Annotated in this window: 16 protein-coding genes and 1 tRNA gene; 7 read left to right on the top strand and 10 right to left on the bottom strand. The window is 48.7% G+C overall.

From position 1 onward, the window contains the following. Positions 1-54: 54 nt before the first annotated feature. The gene (gene thiC / locus AOV_RS01500) at positions 55-1,773 is read left to right on the top strand and encodes a phosphomethylpyrimidine synthase ThiC (RefSeq protein ID WP_458693046.1); all 1,719 of its coding nucleotides are present in this window, start codon (positions 55-57) and stop codon (positions 1,771-1,773) included. A 44-nt stretch (positions 1,774-1,817) separates the two neighbouring features. On the opposite strand, the gene coaE is transcribed toward thiC, so the two are convergent. Continuing rightward, a complete protein-coding gene (gene coaE / locus AOV_RS01495) occupies positions 1,818-2,507 on the bottom strand; it encodes a dephospho-CoA kinase (protein ID WP_233497201.1) in 690 nt (229 codons plus the stop codon). 1,033 nt (positions 2,508-3,540) lie between these two features. On the opposite strand from coaE, the gene AOV_RS01490 reads away from it, so the two are divergent. The 3 genes from AOV_RS01490 (at position 3,541) to AOV_RS01480 (ending at position 5,488) form a co-directional block, all read left to right on the top strand. Continuing rightward, positions 3,541-4,131, top strand: a complete 591-nt coding sequence (locus tag AOV_RS01490) for an L-threonylcarbamoyladenylate synthase (RefSeq protein ID WP_075138847.1) — start codon at positions 3,541-3,543, stop codon at positions 4,129-4,131. Next, positions 4,131-5,003, top strand: coding sequence for an AAA family ATPase (locus AOV_RS01485; protein WP_075138846.1), 873 nt, complete (start codon positions 4,131-4,133; stop codon positions 5,001-5,003). Before AOV_RS01490 ends, AOV_RS01485 begins: the two co-directional genes overlap by 1 nt. Positions 5,004-5,212: 209 nt before the next feature. Further along, positions 5,213-5,488 (top strand): HU family DNA-binding protein, encoded by a 276-nt coding sequence (locus tag AOV_RS01480; RefSeq protein WP_010263991.1) that lies wholly within the window; start codon positions 5,213-5,215, stop codon positions 5,486-5,488. Between the two features lie 696 nt (positions 5,489-6,184). Here the strand turns inward: AOV_RS01480 and AOV_RS01475 are convergent. Together AOV_RS01475 and nadD are read right to left on the bottom strand one after the other, a co-directional pair. Continuing rightward, positions 6,185-6,901 carry a pyridoxine 5'-phosphate synthase gene (locus AOV_RS01475; protein ID WP_075139456.1) on the bottom strand — a complete coding sequence of 239 codons (717 nt, stop codon included), beginning with the start codon at positions 6,899-6,901 and terminating at the stop codon, positions 6,185-6,187. A 192-nt stretch (positions 6,902-7,093) separates the two neighbouring features. Continuing rightward, positions 7,094-7,660 (bottom strand): nicotinate (nicotinamide) nucleotide adenylyltransferase, encoded by a 567-nt coding sequence (gene nadD / locus AOV_RS01470; protein ID WP_075138845.1) that lies wholly within the window; start codon positions 7,658-7,660, stop codon positions 7,094-7,096. A 242-nt stretch (positions 7,661-7,902) separates the two neighbouring features. Between nadD and AOV_RS01465 the strand changes: the two genes are divergently transcribed. After that, the gene (locus AOV_RS01465; protein WP_075138844.1) at positions 7,903-8,898 is read left to right on the top strand and encodes a hypothetical protein; all 996 of its coding nucleotides are present in this window, start codon (positions 7,903-7,905) and stop codon (positions 8,896-8,898) included. A 97-nt stretch (positions 8,899-8,995) separates the two neighbouring features. Here AOV_RS01465 and dnaA read toward each other — a convergent pair whose 3' ends face one another. The 5 genes from dnaA to AOV_RS01440 form a co-directional block, all read right to left on the bottom strand. Further along, the gene (gene dnaA, locus AOV_RS01460) at positions 8,996-10,411 is read right to left on the bottom strand and encodes a chromosomal replication initiator protein DnaA (RefSeq protein WP_075138843.1); all 1,416 of its coding nucleotides are present in this window, start codon (positions 10,409-10,411) and stop codon (positions 8,996-8,998) included. A 190-nt stretch (positions 10,412-10,601) separates the two neighbouring features. Next, positions 10,602-11,450 (bottom strand): enoyl-ACP reductase FabI, encoded by an 849-nt coding sequence (gene fabI, locus AOV_RS01455; RefSeq protein ID WP_075138842.1) that lies wholly within the window; start codon positions 11,448-11,450, stop codon positions 10,602-10,604. A gap of 7 nt (positions 11,451-11,457) precedes the next feature. Beyond that, a tRNA-Asp gene (locus tag AOV_RS01450) sits at positions 11,458-11,531 on the bottom strand. Between the two features lie 396 nt (positions 11,532-11,927). Next, on the bottom strand, positions 11,928-13,385 hold the full coding sequence (gene gatB, locus AOV_RS01445) for an Asp-tRNA(Asn)/Glu-tRNA(Gln) amidotransferase subunit GatB (RefSeq protein WP_075139455.1): 1,458 nt from the start codon (positions 13,383-13,385) through the stop codon (positions 11,928-11,930). Between the two features lie 11 nt (positions 13,386-13,396). Beyond that, entirely contained in the window at positions 13,397-14,779 is a 1,383-nt protein-coding gene (locus tag AOV_RS01440) for a malonyl-CoA decarboxylase (protein ID WP_075138841.1), read from the bottom strand. Between the two features lie 203 nt (positions 14,780-14,982). On the opposite strand from AOV_RS01440, the gene ssb reads away from it, so the two are divergent. Together ssb and AOV_RS01430 are read left to right on the top strand one after the other, a co-directional pair. Beyond that, positions 14,983-15,480: a single-stranded DNA-binding protein gene (ssb, locus tag AOV_RS01435; protein ID WP_075138840.1), complete on the top strand. Its 498-nt coding sequence runs from the start codon at positions 14,983-14,985 to the stop codon at positions 15,478-15,480. A 59-nt stretch (positions 15,481-15,539) separates the two neighbouring features. Further along, on the top strand, positions 15,540-16,061 hold the full coding sequence (locus AOV_RS01430) for an NAD(+) synthetase (protein ID WP_075138839.1): 522 nt from the start codon (positions 15,540-15,542) through the stop codon (positions 16,059-16,061). A gap of 71 nt (positions 16,062-16,132) precedes the next feature. On the opposite strand, the gene AOV_RS01425 is transcribed toward AOV_RS01430, so the two are convergent. Beyond that, positions 16,133-17,434, bottom strand: coding sequence for an MFS transporter (locus tag AOV_RS01425; protein ID WP_117374399.1), 1,302 nt, complete (start codon positions 17,432-17,434; stop codon positions 16,133-16,135). A 130-nt stretch (positions 17,435-17,564) separates the two neighbouring features. Then, the gene (locus AOV_RS01420) at positions 17,565-18,869 is read right to left on the bottom strand and encodes an MFS transporter (protein ID WP_117374398.1); all 1,305 of its coding nucleotides are present in this window, start codon (positions 18,867-18,869) and stop codon (positions 17,565-17,567) included. Between the last annotated feature and the right edge of the window lie 106 nt (positions 18,870-18,975).

Below are 18,975 nucleotides of genomic sequence, written 5' to 3'. Positions count from 1 at the left end.
ATTCGCGAGTGCCAATCGCTGTTCGCACAACCCAAAAAAGATGAGCGCCCTGCCATGGGGGTGTTGTGCATCGATGTAAAAGGGTATATACTCCGCCCGAGTTCTGGGTTTTTTATGGATTATTCCGGAGTATATCCATCATCGTCTAAATTATACGTGCGTGGAAGTTTGTATTCCGACATCAGTGTTGGGATGCGTAAGGTCGCCATAAAAAATGGAACATCTGAGTTTCTCGTATACGATACAGGCGGGCCTTACACTGACCGTGAGGCTAAGTTGGATATTGGGTCCGGCATACAAAAGTTAAGGAAGGCTTGGATCGCAAATAGGCGCGATACTTCTTCCGTCCGGAGGAGTTTTGTTCCTAGCGAAAGTTCGTGCACTAGGTATCAAAAAGCGGCGGATAATGTCCTGCGGAAAACTGCCGGAGGTAGCCCAGTCACACAGCTGTTTTATGCCCAAAATGGCATTATAACACCAGAAATGGAATACGTGGCTATCCGCGAAAACGCACTGCGTATGCAAGGCGATTCTTCGGGAACGGGTGTTACGCACCAGGCAATAACTCCGGAGTTCGTAAGGCAAGAGATAGCCGCGGGAAGGGCGATAATCCCGTCAAACGTTAATCACCCAGAGTCTGAGCCCATGGTAATTGGGAGAAATTTCCTGGTCAAAATAAATGCTAATATCGGAAACTCAGCCGTGCTTTCTGGTATTGAAGAAGAGGTGAAAAAGATGGCGCTCGCCGTCGCATACGGGGCAGATACAGTTATGGACTTGTCCACGGGGAGCGACATACACAACATCAGGGAGTGGATAATAAGAAACAGCCCAGTGCCCATAGGGACGGTACCTATATATCAAGCACTCAACAAAGTAAAAGGGGTTGTCGAGAATCTGAGCTTCGAGGTTTTTAAAGAGACGATAATAGAGCAAGCGGAGCAAGGCGTGGATTATTTTACCATCCATGCCGGCGTGCTGAAAGATTATATTAAGTACGCTCGCAACAGGGTAACTGGGATAGTTTCCCGAGGCGGCGCTATTATGGCTCAGTGGTGTTTGTCGCACAACAAGGAAAACTTTTTGTACACACACTTTGACGAAATCTGCGAAATCATGGGCAGTTACGATGTTGCCTTCTCCCTAGGAGATGGGCTGAGGCCCGGCTCCATAGACGACGCAAACGATGAAGCGCAGTTTCTGGAATTGAAAACTCTTGGAGAGTTGGTCAAGATTGCTTGGAGCCACAGTTGTCAGGTAATGGTTGAGGGCCCCGGACATGTACCCATGCATCTCATAAAGGAAAACATGGAAAAGCAGCTACACCTCTGTAGCGAGGCACCATTTTACACTCTAGGCCCACTTACGACTGACATAGCACCGGGTTATGACCATATTACCAGCGCCATAGGCGCAGCAATGATAGGGTGGTACGGCACTGCAATGCTGTGTTACGTCACTCCAAAGGAACATTTGGGGCTGCCAAACATTGACGACGTAAAAGCGGGGGTGATATCTTACAAAATTGCGGCACATGCCGCCGATCTGGCAAAAGGCAATCCATCTGCCTACGCTAGAGATTACGCGCTGAGCCAGGCAAGGTTTGACTTCAGATGGTACGATCAGTTCAATCTCTCGCTAGATCCACTAACCGCAAAGTCGCTACACGATGAATCTTTGCCCGGCAAGGGGGGCAAAACTGCAAATTTCTGCTCCATGTGTGGGCCAAAATTTTGCTCAATGAAGCTGAGCAAGGAACTGGTGGACCGGTAGGCTACAGTTACGCAGGAAGCTCAGTGTCCACAATCAGAAAATCACTAGCACAAGTCAATATTGGTTAAAGCCACTACAGGCGTGCGTCGGTCCAGCGTGTTGCGAACCGAAACAAGTTTCTTCCTAGCAATTTGGCAACGGTGCCGACCAGCATTTAAGCTTCCCACGATTCGCAGCACGCTCTTCAGTACCTCTCCTTTGCGCTCACCGCAATTTACATAAAAATCTGCGAAGTGACGCCTGCTTTCGCGCGACATTTGCAAAGAGAGTAGAAACTCTATCTCCTGCTCAGAAAGGCCGCGTTGGCTCAGCCTATACCATTGTAGGGACTTGCTAACATCAACATTTATGACGAAGTCACAATATCGCCAGAACCCTGCCTCCAGCAGCAGAGGAACATCCAACACCGCATAATCGCGCCCTATTCTACTCTGCTCCAGAATGAATTTACATTGTTTCTTCAACACAATAGAGTGCACAATGGTCTGAAATTTCCGCCATAGCGGGCCATAAGAAAAAAAATGCCTGGACAGCTTTTCCCGAGAAACCACTCCGTTGCATATGCAATCTGGGAAATGCTCAGCCACCAAGCCGATTATCATAGAATCACCGGAATACATGCTATGCACAATTTTGTCGGCATCAAAAACAGCAGCACAGCAAGATCGCACAAACATGGCAGCCACCGTGCTCTTACCCGAACCTGCACCCCCACTGAGCCCGAGAACTATCATACACACTCCGCATTGCAGCAGCAATGATACCATAGCGGGCGTACAACACACTAGTAGAACGCACCCCACCAGGCCGTGGCAGCGCACGAATCCAAAAGTATCTTTTGTCCAATGATCTATTATGCTCAGAAGCCACCGTGCTTTTACCCGAACCTGCACCCCCACTAAGCCCGAGAACTATCATACACACTCCGCATTGCAGCAGCAATGATACCATAGCGGGCGTACAACACACTAGTAGAACGCACCCCACCAGGCCGTGGCAGCGCACGAATCCAAAAGTATCTTTTGTCCAATGATCTATTACGGGGTGTACCCCTGAGACAAAAGTTAGCAGAGTGTTACAGCAACCGAACGTGTATAGCACGGCTAATTAATTCGCGGATTGGGAGGCTGATTCCACTGATTGGGAGGCTGATTCCACTGATTGGGAGGCTGATTCCACTGATTGGGAGGCTAATTCGCGGATTGGGAGGCTGATTCCACTGATTGGGAGGCTGATTCCACTGATTGGGAGGCTGATTCCACTGATTGGGAGGCATTTGTAATCTCTGACAAGCAAGTTTAAACAAAGAAACTCCTACCTCTGCACTACGTGGAATGCAAGCAGCTATTTTACGCAATATAGAGCATGTTACTTTGGACAATTCAATGAAAATACAAGCATTTAGGGTGCGCTGAGTTTGTCATAACCGCAAGGTTCGATGGTGCGTGCGCTAGTTGCCCTGGTGAAAGCACACAGCAATTCTTGGCTCCATGAAGTTGGCATGCATCGCACACAGTCAAATACGGTGCATGCCCGTGATATATCGAATCGGGTGTCAGCCCTCGCGGCTAAGACGGTTTGGGGTCGTTTGCACAATTTACAAGCAAAGTCATCAATGGTCATGTGTGCAGCGTGCAGATGTGGCTTGATCACATATTGAAAAGCGCACATTTTTCCACTAAAGTGCTGTACCTATGGCTGGCTTTCGTGGACAAGCGGTGCTATGGCATCTCACCCCAATGCCAGGTTTGTTTGTAATGTTGTGAAATGCAGCGGGTTGTTGAAGCACTGAGGAAAGAGCAGATAGTCTGCTTCCCGACCGATACTCTATACGCCCTGGCGTGCAACGCATTAAGCGCAAGTGCGGTGCGGCGGCTATACGAAATCAAGAGACGTCAGTACCACAAGCCCATACCCATACTACTGAACAGCTTAGCCATGATCAGGAAATTTGCCTTACTTAGGGACGAGGACTGGAACATAATCGAGCGCCTAACGCCTGGGCCGGTTACGTTTGTGGTGCCGTTGCAGGGCACCCGAAGTTTGCCAGGCGAGTTTTTCAGGAGCACTGTGGGCGTGCGTGTACCAGACCATACAATGGCCCGTGCAATATTGAGGGAGTTTGGGGGGCCGGTGGCCGCTACCAGCGCAAATCTGTCTGGAACACCAGGCGCAAGACGCGCAGCGGAAATCCCACAGGAAATACGTGACTGTGTGTCAGAGTTGGTGGAAGATGATTCCGCAGTCGGTGGCATGTGCTCAACGGTTTTCGATGTACAATCGCGTAAGATATTGAGGATCGGTATGTTTTCCGAGCACAAAATTGCTGGTGTGGTTAGGTCTTGCAAGAGGACGTAATGGATTCAGTTATAGGACACACAGCACAAAAGCGCGCCCTACTCGCGAATAGCAGTGCCGTTACGTGGCTGCTATGCGGAAGGCGGGGTATAGGAAAGTCCAGGCTATCTCGTGCCTTCGCCAAGCATGTAACGGGTTCTGTAGAATTAGAGTCAGACCCAGACGTCATGCTCATTGATAACATCACTGAGCAGATAAGCGTAGATAAGGTCCGGGAGATGAGGCACTTTCTTCATATGACCGCCATAAGGTCTCAGCGCAAAGTGGTGATAGTAGACAGTATTGACGACTTAAGCGTAAGCTCCACCAACGCAATGCTAAAAACCCTAGAGGAACCGCCCATAGACTCGTTGATACTGCTTATTAGCCATAACGTACATCGCGTCCCGGTAGTTGTAAAATCCAGGTGCGTGATACTGCCGCTGCAGGCGCTAAGTTATGAGGAAACAAAATTGGTAATTGATCGCAATTTTCCCGATATGCAGCAGCTAAGCGATAAAATAACACACATATATCCTGGAACTCCGGGCATGGTTACGGAGGATATAGAAAAGGAAATACTGCTGTATGAAAACCTCATATCAGCAATACATAAAATGAACCCTGCAGTAATAGGGGGCATATTAGAAACAGATTTGCCACTACACAAGGTAGAATATATCGTGCTGAAGGCTATATCAGACATAGTCTGCAATATTCTAGATGCGGGCACGAAGGATGGGCGGCGTGACGATTGCACCATAACAGACATGCTGAGCAGATATCACAAGGCTCAGGAAATATTCCGTGCGGCACGTACCATGCATCTCCAAAGAGACGTTACGATACTAAGAGCCTTGGAAATAGCGGCAAACAGTGCGCCTATTGGATAAAAAGGATTAATACATTCCCAAACACCCTACCAAAGCTTGTATGTGCACGGTACCAGAACCGACAGTGCGGTGTATATGCCCTGCGTTTACTACATAAAGGCACCGACACTTAACAATGCGTTAGGTAATAGCGACAAATTTAGTTGACTATACGAGCTAACCTAATATCCTAGGTCCAATTAACTTATGTCAAGTTAGGGGTTTTACTTATGAGTAAGGAGATCATAGTCAGGGCATTGATGTCAAATCTGGGCTTCACGAAGAAGGATTCGAGCAGTGCCTACGATGTGGTTATGTCAGCGGTTAAGACTGCGCTGGAAACTAACCATTCCATCCGTCTTCACAACGTTGGCACGTTGCACGTCATTCAGTGCGCCGAGAAGAAGTATCACAATCCCAAGACTGGACGTCTTGAAACTCTACCCCCGAAGAGGAGGGTGAGGTTCAGGTCTAGTAGAAAGTTGTTGGACACGGTAAATGTGTAGGGACACTGCCGCACTTGCTTTTGGCTTGTTGTATAGGCAACAATTTTGGGGGGCCTGTTCCCTCTGTGTGTGTGTTTCTCGTTGAGCTTGTTTTTGAGTTGTGCTGCCCGTGGCGTCTTGTTGGGTTGTGGACTTCGGCGTAGTCCGGGTCCGGTTTGGTGCTTGTGTGTGGGTGTGCGTGGAGGGCTGTCACTTGTTTGTTCTGTTATGGTCCTCCAGGCTGCCTTGGCGGCGGTTTGGTGTGTGCGCTTAGTTGGGCTTGTGTCCTCTCTGTTGTCCGGTGCTCGTGCGTTTTGCGGGGCCTGCGTTGTGTGCGCAATTTTTTCGCATGCTTAGCGTGCTTTGCCGAGTGTGTTTGTGTGGTTGCCGCGTCCTATTGCGAGCAGCTGGTGCAGTGGGGAGTGGTGTTGCGTGGGCGGCGTTGGTGTGTAGCGTGTCGTGCTTGCGTGCGCCGTGTCTTCTTCTTTCTGGGTTTTGAATTGGTTTGCGCTGCTGGGGTGTGTGTCCCTTTCCCATGGTTTCGGTTTAGCTGTGGTACGTCCTGGCTGGTCTGCCCGCTTGTTGGGTGTTATTACCGTAGGTGCACCCTCGGTTTGTAATGTGTAGGAATGCATTCACGGCATGCGGTCGCTCCGGGGCAGTTTTGGGCTCCTACCACCAATTATAACAGACACAGGCGGTGGTACCCATAGCGCGCTAGATGCTGTGGCGTCGCTCTGAAATTATTTTTTTCATATTCCGCACTGCACTCCCAACCCCGTGAAGCAAAGACTCGCATATCAAAAAATGCCCAACATTCAAGGCGGATACATGCCGAATCGCAGCTATCGTAGCTGCGGTGCCATAGTCTATTCCATGCCCAGCATGGCATTCTATCCCTTGCGCATGGCTATAGGCCGCCGCTTTGGCTATTCTTTCCAGCTCCATCTGTGACTTGCTCAGGCAATAAGCACCCACATGCAGCTCTACTTTATCCGCGCACAATTTTTTCGCATAATCAACCTGCTCCTCTTCTGGCTCAATAAACAGAGTGATGCCGATGCCGCTCTGCCGCAGATCTGATATGATCGGTGCAAGTGTGTCAAACATGGCCTTCGCATCAACACCAGACTCCGTGGTAACCTCTTCTCTTTTTTCCGGCACCAGACAAACGTATTGGGGCACCACCTTCTTCGCAATTTCCAACATCTCGCGCGTGGCGGCCATTTCAAGGTTCAGAGGAACTGCCAGACGCTGCTTCAGCGCAAAGACGTCACCGTCTTTTATGTGTCTGCGATCTTCTCTGAGGTGAACAGTAATAAAATCTGCACCACATTCTACAGCTTCATTTGCAATCTTTACAACGTCTGGATAGGTAGTGCCTCTAAGATTGCGCAAGGTGGCTACATGGTCGACATTAACGCCAAGCTGCACTACAACACTCCCCAATACCGCACGCAGCAATGGTAAAACAAAACCACATAATTTTAAACAATTATGTTATAACGCATGCCAAGACAGTATGCGCATTTTACACGCCATAGTGGCACTTGACATGACTTTCTCATTCCCCAAATGTAACAGGTCTGGCTGTGTTATGCTGTCCGTTGCAACAATATCAGGATCTCAATAAACAGCAGTTCCTCGCCGCTTAGGCATTGCATTTCTTATTTGCGTCGAAGATGCGGTACAAATTTTCCCTCTGACGATATTCCATCCTTTGCGTCGCTTGTTGAGTAGGAATTTTAAATCCGGCACGCGCTCACATTCCATGGCAACCGCAAATGGCATTCTTAAAACGTTATACACATAACCCGGGCGCTCTAGCAGCACTATTGGCAGTAACTTGCAAAACTGCTCCCACCTGTACCACTTATGCATGGTTGATAGGGTATCTGAGCCTGCTATCCATACAAATCTGGCTCGTGGATATTTTGCTTGTAAGTTTCTGACCACTTTATAGCTGTACGGGCTATCCGCACACATCACTTTCATGCTCCTATAGCGCGCGATTACGTTTTCGACCATAGATACTCTATCCTCCAAGCTGTGGGCACCCTCTAGTTTTTGGGGGTTAATTGCCACAATCCACCATACAGCATCCAACTGCAACAGTTTCATCAACTCGCTTGCAACATGCAAATGCCCCTCATGCGGGGGATCGAACGATCCTCCAAGTATTCCAACTACCACAAAGCACCTTTTTCACAACGGTGGAATGCCGGTATTCAAGATCATAATTAATTCGGTTGCAATACATTTGTGCTAACCCTACACTCACTGCGTTGGCCGCGTTCGTTGCGTGCCGCGCGGGAGCCTTGGGCGTTTGCACAACTCTTCGGTTGCGGTCACAGGGCCTCTCCGGCAGCGGTCGCTTGCGTATCGCGCTTGCAAAGTTTAGGTGTCACAATCGTTAAGCATATGGAGGTGTACCAATGCGGGCCTTAATGGATGCAGAGGGAATTGTTGCGGCGTGCACAGCCGTAACCAGTGAGGTAGACAAGGCTGTGGAAGGGGCTGTATCTGCCGAGCTTGCAAAGCTGGTTGTACAACAAGCCAGTAGCATCAGCGATATGGAAGCCTTGCATAATCTTGCAAATTCAAGAGAAGGACAAGAAGCAATACAACGCGCAAAAGATGGCTTTCTAGGCGGTACAGCAAGGCCTGGAATCGAGAGTGCATTTGGCAGCGCGAAAGCTGACACTCTTAGAAGATATATTGACTCGGAGTTACCTCACGATGACGGCGAGTCCAGGTTTAATCTTGAGCTGGCGATGTACAAGCTTACAAAGCTCAAAACCCCCACGGATTACGTATGTTCTCTAAATGATGCGGATTTTCGAAAGCTTATTGCCTTTGTTGACGTAGCGTCTAACCTCGCCAACACATTGTCCGAAAGCGAGTTGCAAGAAGAGCAGCGCAAACGCGAAACCCAATACACCAAGCAAAAAGCCTCTACAATGGAGTCTATAGCAGACAAGATGAAGATGATTACTGGAGGTGATGGTGACATAAAGGATGTGGCGAAAAGTGCACTGCAGTTTTTACAGAATATGATAAAAACTAAGAAACCTCCGAGAAGCTCAGACGTAGTTTGTACCGAACTTTTGGGTAGTACAGCGAGCGCAGTTGCGCTTGTGTGCCTCTTGTGCATTATTGGCAGTGGAGGAATGGCAGCCATGATATTCCCGATACAAGCCGCTCTTGCCGTGGTTGGGGCAATGAGAACTGTCACTGCTGACGACAGAGCAACCACTGCCGGTATACACAACCCATTAGGCGCGGGTATCGCTCCGAGAATGTTCTCTAAAGATGAGCCAAGACAAACCTGGGCGAGCCAGCAGCGAGAAGAAGAGACGTTCGCCCTCAGAGAGGAGCGTAAAAAGTCTGAGGTTGATGTTAACACAGAGTTCAGAAACCGCAGCAACTAGTAAGAGGGGGCCCTCAATCAACACCAGACAAAGCCGGCACCAGGACTTTGCACGTACATACACACCAGGAACACACAAGATGCGTGTAGGTGCGGCGCTATCTGAGCATTCGAATTAAGAGATTTATATCATCAGCAAGCTTGGCGTCATCTTCCATGAATTTTTCTATCTGTTTTACGGCATGGATGACCGTTGCGTGATCCCTCCCCCCAAAACTCTTACCGATGTCAGGCAGACTTTTCTGAGTGAGCCGTTTAGCTAGGTACATAGCAACCTGTCTCGGTCTAGCTAGGGCCCGCAACCTCCTTGCAGAATACATATCCTCAAGCTTAATACCAAAAAACTCGGCCACCTTTTTTTGGATCATACCAACAGTAACCAGCCGGTGATTGGCCCTTAGCAAATCAGACAGTATGCCGCTCGCAGACTCAATTGTGACGCTACTACCCACTAGGGAAGAATGGGCTACAACCTTGTTCAGCGCACCTTCCAGCTCTCTAATGTTGGACTTTATGTTCTTGGCCAAAAACTCTAGAACTTCGTTGGGCACGTGTACGCCCATTTTCTCAATCTTAAGCTGTAGTATACCCAGCCTTAGCTCAAAAGTGGTCTCGTTAATATCGGCAACCAACCCCCACCCCAAACGGGATTTTATCCTATCTTCAACGCCGTCCAAATCGCTGGGAGACCTATCCGCAGAAATTACCAATTGCTTATTCTGGTCTATCAGGGCGTTGAAAGTATGAAAAAACTCCTCCTGCGTGCTATCCTTACCACTTATGAATTGCACATCATCAACCATAAGTATATCGACCGAGCGAAACTGCTCCTTGAACAGCATTATATCTTTGCTTCGCAGCGCGGTAACATATTGGTACATAAATTTCTCGGCAGAGAGATACGCGATTTTTCGCTTCACAGAGGAGTTAAGTATGTACCACGCTATGGCATGCATCAGGTGGGTTTTACCCAACCCCACTCCCCCATATAGAAACAGCGGATTACTCCCAGGAATGGGGGCAGAAGACTCTGCAACTCTCCTGGCAGCGGCAAACGCCAACTCATTCGGTTTGCCAACAACAAAATTGTCAAAAGTGAACCTCGGATCCAGAGGAGAACTCAGGTGGTCATAAGTACCGCCCACTACTACCACAGGTGAGCCATCCACCGCCCCATCTGGGTGTCCGGCCACTTGCGGCTGCATGCCAGCACCATCGCTAACGCATATGTCTACAGAATAGACGGCATCACTTTCTTCCTGCCAATATTTGAGGATGCGCTCCAGATAGTGTACGAGAATCCACTCCTTAATAAACCTGGTAGGCACAAGCAAGACGACCCGGCCGTTTTCATTGCCAGAATACACCAACGCACTTAGCCAACTATCGTATATGGCGCTGCCATAAAAATCCCGCAACTTTTTCTGAACACCGCGCCACGCTGCATCGCCTCCATCTTGCCCTTGCCTTTTGTGAACCACGCAGCGCTCAGTAGTTTCGGAACCATCAACCATAAAGCCAAACCCAAATCATACAACCACCTACCTTGTGTCACACAAGCCTTAGCAAACGCACAGAGCATTATAACATCACAATACCCCCACAAAGAGTTTGACAGCGGTAGAGCACAGCACGGCACCACACAGGAAAACAACACACACCTAAAACTAGAACCCTTTGACATGCAAAGGGCAACACCCAACCCTAGACTTCATCCTTAACGCGAGTTATGTCTGGAGCGTCAGCATCTTTGATTCCCACAACATGGTATCCGGAATCCACATGCAGGACCTCCCCGGTAGTCCCCCTGCCCAAATCACTCAACAGGTACATGGCGGCACCTCCAACTTCTTCGATACTGGTATTGCGCCTGAGAGGAGCATTGTATCTGTTCCAAGCCAATATGTAATGGAACCCACTTAAGCCCGAAGCAGCCAAAGTACGCACGGGGCCGGCAGATATTGCATTTACCCTAATCTGCTTCTTACCCAAATCAACCGCAAGGTACCTGACACTGGCTTCAAGAGCCGCTTTACAAACACCCATCACGTTATAGTTGGGAACTACCTTCTCAGCGCCATAATAAGAGAGAGTTAGAATGCTTCCTCCACCTCCCATCATGGACTCAGCCCTGCGGGCAATGGCAGTCAAAGAATAGCAGGAGACATGCATGGATAGCAAAAAGTTATCCAGCGTGGTATCTATATACCTACCCTGAAGCTCATTGCGGTCAGAAAAAGCGACTGCGTGGACTATGAAATCTATGCTGCCCCACTCCCGTTCAAGCACGGAAAACATGCTGTCAACGGATTCATGGTCAGAAACATCGCACGGTATGACCAATTTAGAGCCAACGGACTCAGCAAGCGGATCTACCCTTTTCTTTAAAGCATCAGAGAAATAGGTGAACGCCACTTCAGCGCCATGCTCACAAACAACTTTAGCTATACCCCAAGCCAGGGATCGGTCATTCGCAACACCAATAATCACGCCCCTCTTGCCACGCATCAGCCCACCGGTATGCACAGACAACCCACTAACTCTCAAAAACATATCGACGCGGGAGTGACGAGACTTGAACTCGCGACCTCAAACGTGACAGGCTTGCGCTCTAACCAACTGAGCTACACCCCCACAAGCCAAGCAGAATGCTAATGTCTTACAAATCTGTTGTCAATCACAGTTTTGCCGCGCACACGGATTGCGGAACATTATTCAACACGCGCCTCTTGTAATAAATACTGCAAATATGATACGGCACCAAGCAGCCCATAGTAGCCAGTTATAAGCAGGTGTTTAGCAAGCATACGGACAGCACGTCATACATACAGCACACCAAATACTGCGGATAGTGTACACGTGAAGCTACAATGCAGCTGCATGCAGATCAGTATAGAGCTACAGCAGGGCAATTTCGCACGGCACCAAATATACGAGCACGGACGCCTAGCCCTTCGGGGTAGCCCGCCAAAACCTTCAAAACGGCACGCAGTAAGCGCTGCAACCACAAAGAAAAGGGTGGTATGCGGCTCAGTCCCCAGAAAGCCGGCGTTTTATTAACGCGTTCACAAGCCCTGGATTGGCCTGACCACCAGTCTCTTTCATAACCTTCCCAACAAAATACCCCAGAAGCTTCCCTTTGCCCTGCCTATACTCCGCAACTTCGGCCGGGTTTTCTGCGATTATTCTATCTACTATTGGAGCCAGAGCCTCTTCACTAGTTATTTGGCGCAAGCCTTGTTCGCGCACTATATCGGGAGCAGATTTTTCTGTCTCAAACATTAACGCAAAAACCTGCTTGGCTATTTTCCCAGATATTGTACCATCAGCAATCAAATCTAATAACCCTACAAGACGTTCCGCGCTTACGGGTGAATCCGTAATACTTAACCCACGCTTATTCAGCGCACCGAAAAGCTCCCCAGTTATCCATGGTACGGCCAAATCTGGTGTGTGCTTTGCTACTACGCACTCAAAATACGTGGATACGTCTTTATCTGAAGATAAAATATCGGCGTCATACCGCGATAGGCCAATGTCCCGCATGTATCTATCCCTCTTCTCTGATGGAAGCTCGGGTAGTGACGCGCGTATATTGTCAATAAATGCTTTAGTGAGCTCCAAAGGCAATAAATCCGGGTCCGGAAAATAGCGATAATCGCACGCATCTTCTTTCTCGCGTGTCGTTCTTGTGGTACCCGTATCAGCATCAAACAACATGGTGCTCTGGCTGACTACCCCGGCATTTTCAAGAACCTCCACTTGCCTGCGCGCCTCATATTTTATCGCCTGAGTCAGATACTTGATAGAGTTGAGGTTTTTGATCTCAGATCTCGCACCCAACTTGCTTTCACCAACTTTTCTTACAGAAACGTTCGCGTCACAGCGCAGAGAACCGCTTTCCATGTCACCATCGCAAGTCCCTATAGCGCGCAGTATCATACGCAGCTTCTTGATATACTCAGCAGCCTCCTCCGGAGATCGCAGGTCAGGCTCAGATACAATTTCCATCAGTGCTACCCCAGCCCTGTTAAAGTCTATGTAGGTTTTATCTCCAACGTGTATACTCTTACCAGCGTCCTGTTCTAGGTGGATCCTGGATATTCTGACGTCCTTATTGCTACACTCATCGAGTGTGATATGCCCACCAGTTGCGATTGGGAAATGAAACTGCGTTATCTGATAGCCAGACGCAAGATCAGGATAAAAATAATTTTTTCGGTCAAAAACCGAGTGCTCGTGAACTTCACAAGACAGTGCTAGTGATGTTCTAACTGCCTGCTCAACGCAACGCATGTTTAACACGGGTAAAGTTCCTGGCATTGCCACGTCAAACAACGCTACTTGTGTATTGGGCTCAGAACAAAAATCTGCAGATGCTCCGGAGAATAGCTTGCTATTTGAAACAACTTGAGCATGCACTTCAAGGCCTATAACCATTTCCCACTTATGAGTATTGCCTTGAATTATTCCGGTATCCGCTGCCATGTTAGCCCCCATTAACTCTTCTTCAGCAAGGCCGCTACTTCCTTAGAGGCAATAACTTTGCCATGCACTACATACGATTCGTGGTTATCATCAATTTTGGCAATCTCGTAATAATAATTAACCATAATGCCCATGGAACCCGTCAATCCCTTTTCTGACTTATCTGCCATCCAGTTTAGTCGCTTAACTGAGGCACCATTGCTGAGGTGAAAGTGTGCTACCGGGTCCAATACCCTGTTCCCTTTTTTTTCATTGACCAAGTAATGTGCACACAGCTTTAGGAACGTCTCCTGTACCGGTGGAGCAAAGCTCTCATACTTATTGACCTTGCCCACAAGTGATTGTACTTCACTAAGAGTTTGAGTAATGCCCAATTTTTGTAATATAACCGCCTCATCCCGAGTCAGGCTCTTAAGCCAATGCACAAACCCGGGCACGGGAGAGAGTGTCACGTAGGTTTTGATATTGCGAAACTCGTCAGAAAGCCTCTCAACCACTCTCTTGATCAGAAAATTTCCCAGGTTAATTCCGCTTAGGCCAACTTGAGTGTTCGAGATCGAATAGAAAACCGCAACTTTGGCATCGGCGGGGTCTTTCTTAGGAATGCTACCATCCAGCAGCGCCTGCACGTTGTCTGCCACAGCATCAACCAGAGCAACTTCCACGAATATTAGCGGTTCCCCCGGCATTTTGTAGTGAAAAAATGCGAAGCACCGGCGGTCAGAATCTAATCTGTAGTGCAGATCATCCCAAGAAGATATGGCGTGCACCGCTTCGTAGAATATTAGCTTTTCCAATAGTGACGCGGGAGAATCCCAGGTTATCTGGTGCAAATCTAAAAGGCCAACATCAAACAGCGAGGAAAGTACGCTTTTCAGATCTCTCTCAAGCGCGAAAAAATCTTCACCTTTTCTGATGAGTGTAACGACATCAGCCCGCATATCTACAAGAAACTTCACCCCCTCCGACAGAGACATGAACTGCCTAAGAATGGCCAATCTGGGAGAGAGTAGAACGGAAATTAACTCAGACTTGAGTTTTTCCTCAAGCTCCGCATTACTGTTATTTACATATTCACTAATCTTGCGGCTTACATCCTCCCTACTGGAGCTGAACTGGTCATTCAGCATGCGTAGAAACCTTGCCTTGCCTACATCGGACAAATGCAGGTAGAGATTTCCAAGTGACATGGTATTGTGCCTAGCCTTGACTTCCCCACCCTTTGGGCTAACGCACTCCTGCATTCTCCCAAAAAGCTTGTCCATGTCCTGGCTCCTAGCTAGGTCACTACTGATGTTACCAACCCAGGACATAATAACATCGGTCATCTCACCGACGACCCTTGCTACACTGCTAAGTGTTCTGTGCTTTATCTTAAGTAACGAGCTTTCCACACAAGCTAGAACGGCTAATACAAACCATGCAGTTTTATAACATTTAGCAGACCCCGTCTACCTATACTTCACCCCATTATGGCGCATAATCCGTGCTAACCGCGCTTATGACTCCAACAGATGGGTGGAACCCACAACAAAAACTTGAACTGGACACTTTACAAGGTTAAGATTGTGCGCTGTGGTACTTTGGTTCGTCTATTATGTCCTCGCTTGGTGTTAATAAGGTAATCCTGATTGGGCATCTGGGAAAGGACCCAGATATTAGGGTGATGCAAAATGGCAAGGAGATGGCAAGTTTTTCCTTGGCAACTTCTGAAAGCTGGCTAGACAAGGCGTCTGGTGCGCGGACTGAAAAGACGGAGTGGCACAGCATAGTTGTGTTCAGCGAGGGGTTGGTTCGCATAGTGAAGACCTGTGCGCGCAAGGGCAGCAAGATCTACTTAGAGGGCTCGCTACGCACAAGGAAGTGGTCAGACCAAAATGGCAACGACAGATACACTACGGAAGTAGTGCTGCAGGGGTTCAATTCCGCACTCTGCCTGCTTGACCCTAAAGGTGGAGCAGTTGCACCAGAACTACAAGGCCTAGGCCCCCATGAAGAGCAGGAGGTGTGTGCTGTGGGTGCAGGTATTCCTGAAGAAGCCGTCGTTGAGGAGGCCGGCTTTGCTGATGCGGACATGGACGAAATACCGTTCTGAGGAAGCCTACAAAGATACTAGCAGGGTATGAAAAGGCTTCGAGTAGCGGGGCCAGTGTTATGCTGCTCAGCAGATGTGCCATGTCTGGATATCTGGACAGGGCCCCAGTGCTCCTTGGGGAGTTTGTGGCACTGTGTCGTAAGTATATAGAAGATTTAGCACTGCATACACTGCACAAAGAAACCTGCATCATAATAGGTAGTGTTGAGCAAAAAGATGCTCAACCTTGTGAGGTGATTTATCTACTATCTAACGGTACAGTGCAAACCTTGATGCATATACCCAAATACTTGTGTGACACTCAAAGCTGTACAACATTCCGTGTAAATGGTTTAGAAGCCGCTCTACTGATTGAGGGAAATTCAGAGGACGTAACCATATCAAGTGGGGTAGATCTGTTAATACTTATGGGGCAATCCATACACGGGTGGCCAGATGTTTTGTCATATTGTATGAAGTTGTCTGGTAAATTCGGAGCTCAATTGGCATATGTTAACTTGCTGGGTGGATATGAAAGCCAAGTGTTCCCCGGAGGATCCTTGGTTTGTGATGATGCAAAGGTGTGCTTGTCAAGCAAATAACCCAGGTGCCGCACGTGTTGCGCACAAATACTGGAGCCGCACCTAAAGCCCGTACACCCTCAGCTGCCTACTTATTGGTTGTTGCGGTCCCCCCCCCCCTTCAGGGAAAGTATGAACTTGTATGCTCCATCTTCAACTCGCAGGAAAAGCGCAACCATCACGAAGACTATAACGGCAAAAGAGACCAGGTAAAACGCTGGTGCGTTATCTAGCCCTGTAGCATGTGAGAACCATAGACAAATGGCGGGTGACAACCCGCCTAGCAGGCATCCTGTGCTGCATGGTACCGAAAAACATGTCTGCCTCGCACCTACTGGGAAAATGAGCACAACCAACGGCCCCCACAACCCCCAGTACACGCTGAATATTAACACAAACACTATGCGTGCAACCATAGACCCTTTGTAGATGAAGTGCACAACCGGGTACATCGCAACTATCGCAATAACCAAAACAGCCAGAAAGCAGTTCTTGCTTCTGTTAGCATCAGATACAAACAAACTACAGCAAGGTGCCAGCGTAATCAGCGATAGCAAAACTGCATACTCCCACATACCTGCTCTATGACCCAAATCCATATAGACCATAGATAGATAAAAAAACCCAGAGGAAAGCGCGGCCATAACAAAAACCAGCAGCACTCCACCGGCGTGCTGCAATAGAGATTTCAAAATGCTTTCCTCGCGCCCGGCTAATTTATACTTCGCGTAATCCGGGCTTTCTTGGATTCTAGAGCGAAGGTAAGGAAGCAGACAGCTAATCGCAGTGGCAACTAGGAATGGAATCCTCCACCCCCACTCGTGCATTTGAGCCTCCGTCAAGGCAGCCTCACACACCCGCAACACAGACGCACCAAGAAACAGCCCAACATTACCAAACACAATCCCAATGACCCACACTACCTTAACCTGGTTTCTACTAACGCTTTCGGCCATCAGTACAACACCACCAACTTCGGCGCCATACGCTAACCCTTGAATAATTCTCAACACAACCAGCGCGACAGGAGCAAGGCCCCAAGTCTTGGGAGTTGGAAGAATTGATATGAGGAAAACTGACAGCATTAGCATACCAGCAGAGATGTTAAGTGCCAGCCTTCTGCCTTTTTTATCACCCAAATAACCAAACATTGTTGCGCCCAGCGGCCGCGCGACAAAAGCGGCTGCAAAAGTTAAAAACCCCATGAGTTTGGACAAGTACGCTGCTCGGTCTCCTTGACCGGACAGAAAGGCACCCTGTGAGAAAAACACCTGGACTATAACAGAATTAAGAATGCCGTAAACTATGAAATCGTAGCTTTCTATGGCAGTGCACAGCAGTACAGCAAACACGCCCTCGTTCAGGCCGGAGATTTTCTTCCAGAGTTTATACATAAGCCACACACCACACGGTAACTCTCCAAGTTAACATGGGAGGCGGGCACGTCAAGCAAATAACCCAGGTGCCGCACGTGTTGCGCACAAATACTGGAGCCGCACCTAAAGCCCGTACACCCTCAGCTGCCTACTTATTGGTTGTTGCGGTCCCCCCCCCCTTCGGGGAAAGTATGAACTTGTATGCTCCATCTTCAACTCGCAAGAAAAGCGCAACCATCATGAAGACTATGCCAGCGAAGAAGAGTAGGTAAAATGCGGGGGCAGTATCTAACCCAGTAACGTGGGAAAACCACAGACAAATTGCGGGGGCAAGCGCGCCTAGGAGGTGCCCCGCACTGTAGGGTATAGAAAAACATGTCTGCCTCGCACCCACCGGAAACATTAGCACAACAAACGGCCCGTACCACCCCCCGTACACGCCAAGCATTGTGAGGTACATCATACGGGCTATCATGTGGCCTTCGTAGATGAAGTGCACGACCGGATACATCGCAACCATTATAACGGCCAAGACAGCCAGGAAATAGCTCCTCCTCTTGTTAGCGTCAGATACAAACAAACTGCAACAGGTTCCGAGCGAGACCAGTATGGAAGAAATCGAATATTCTAACGTACCTGACCTATGCACCAAGTCCATGTAAACTATGCCCAGATAATACAACCCGGCAGAAAGCGCGCCCATAGCAAAAACGAGCAGTACTCCCCCGGCATTTTTGTATAAGGATTTGAGGATGTTTTCCCTACGTCCAGTAGATTTATACTCCACATAATCCGGGCTTTCTTGAATTCTGGAACGTAGGTAGGGAAGTACACAACTGACCGCAGTGGAGACCACAAATGGAATCCTCCACCCCCACGCGTACATCTGAGCCTCCGTAAGGACGGCCTCGCACACCTGCAACACGAGCGCGGCTAAAAGCGTTCCGATGTTAAAAAATATCAGCCTAGTTACCCATATTGTCCTCACCTGGTGTTTTTCAACGCTCTCAGCCATTAGCACAACGCCGCCAATTTCGGCTCCGTAGGCCAATCCTTGAATGATTCTCAACACAACCAGCACAATGGGAGCGAAGCTCCAAGTACTAGGAGTCGGAAGAACGGATATCAGGAAAACTGACCCTATCAGCATGCCAGCAGAGATATTGAGTGCCAGTCTTCTGCCTTTTTTGTCACCCAAATAACCAAATATCGTTGCGCCCAGCGGTCTTGCAACAAAAGCAGATGCAAAAGTTAAAAACCCCATAAGTTTAGACAAGTACGTGGCGCGGTCTCCTTGACCAGACAGGAGGGCACCCTGCGAGAAAAACACTTCGCTAATTGTTGAGCTGAGCACTGCATAAACAGTGAAGTCGTAATGTTCTATGGCAGTGCACAGTGACACTGCAAACACAACCTCGTTCAGGCCGGTAACTTTTCTCCAGAGTTTATGCACAAGCCACACACCACACGGTAACTCTCCAAGTTAACATGGGAGGCGGGCACGTCAAGCAAATAACCCAGGTGCCGCACGTGTTGCGCACAAATACTGGAGCCGCACC

Origin of the sequence: Anaplasma ovis str. Haibei, assembly GCF_002214625.1 — a bacterium.
Classification (GTDB): domain Bacteria; phylum Pseudomonadota; class Alphaproteobacteria; order Rickettsiales; family Anaplasmataceae; genus Anaplasma; species Anaplasma ovis.
This window is presented reverse-complemented; position numbering and strand designations above follow the sequence as displayed.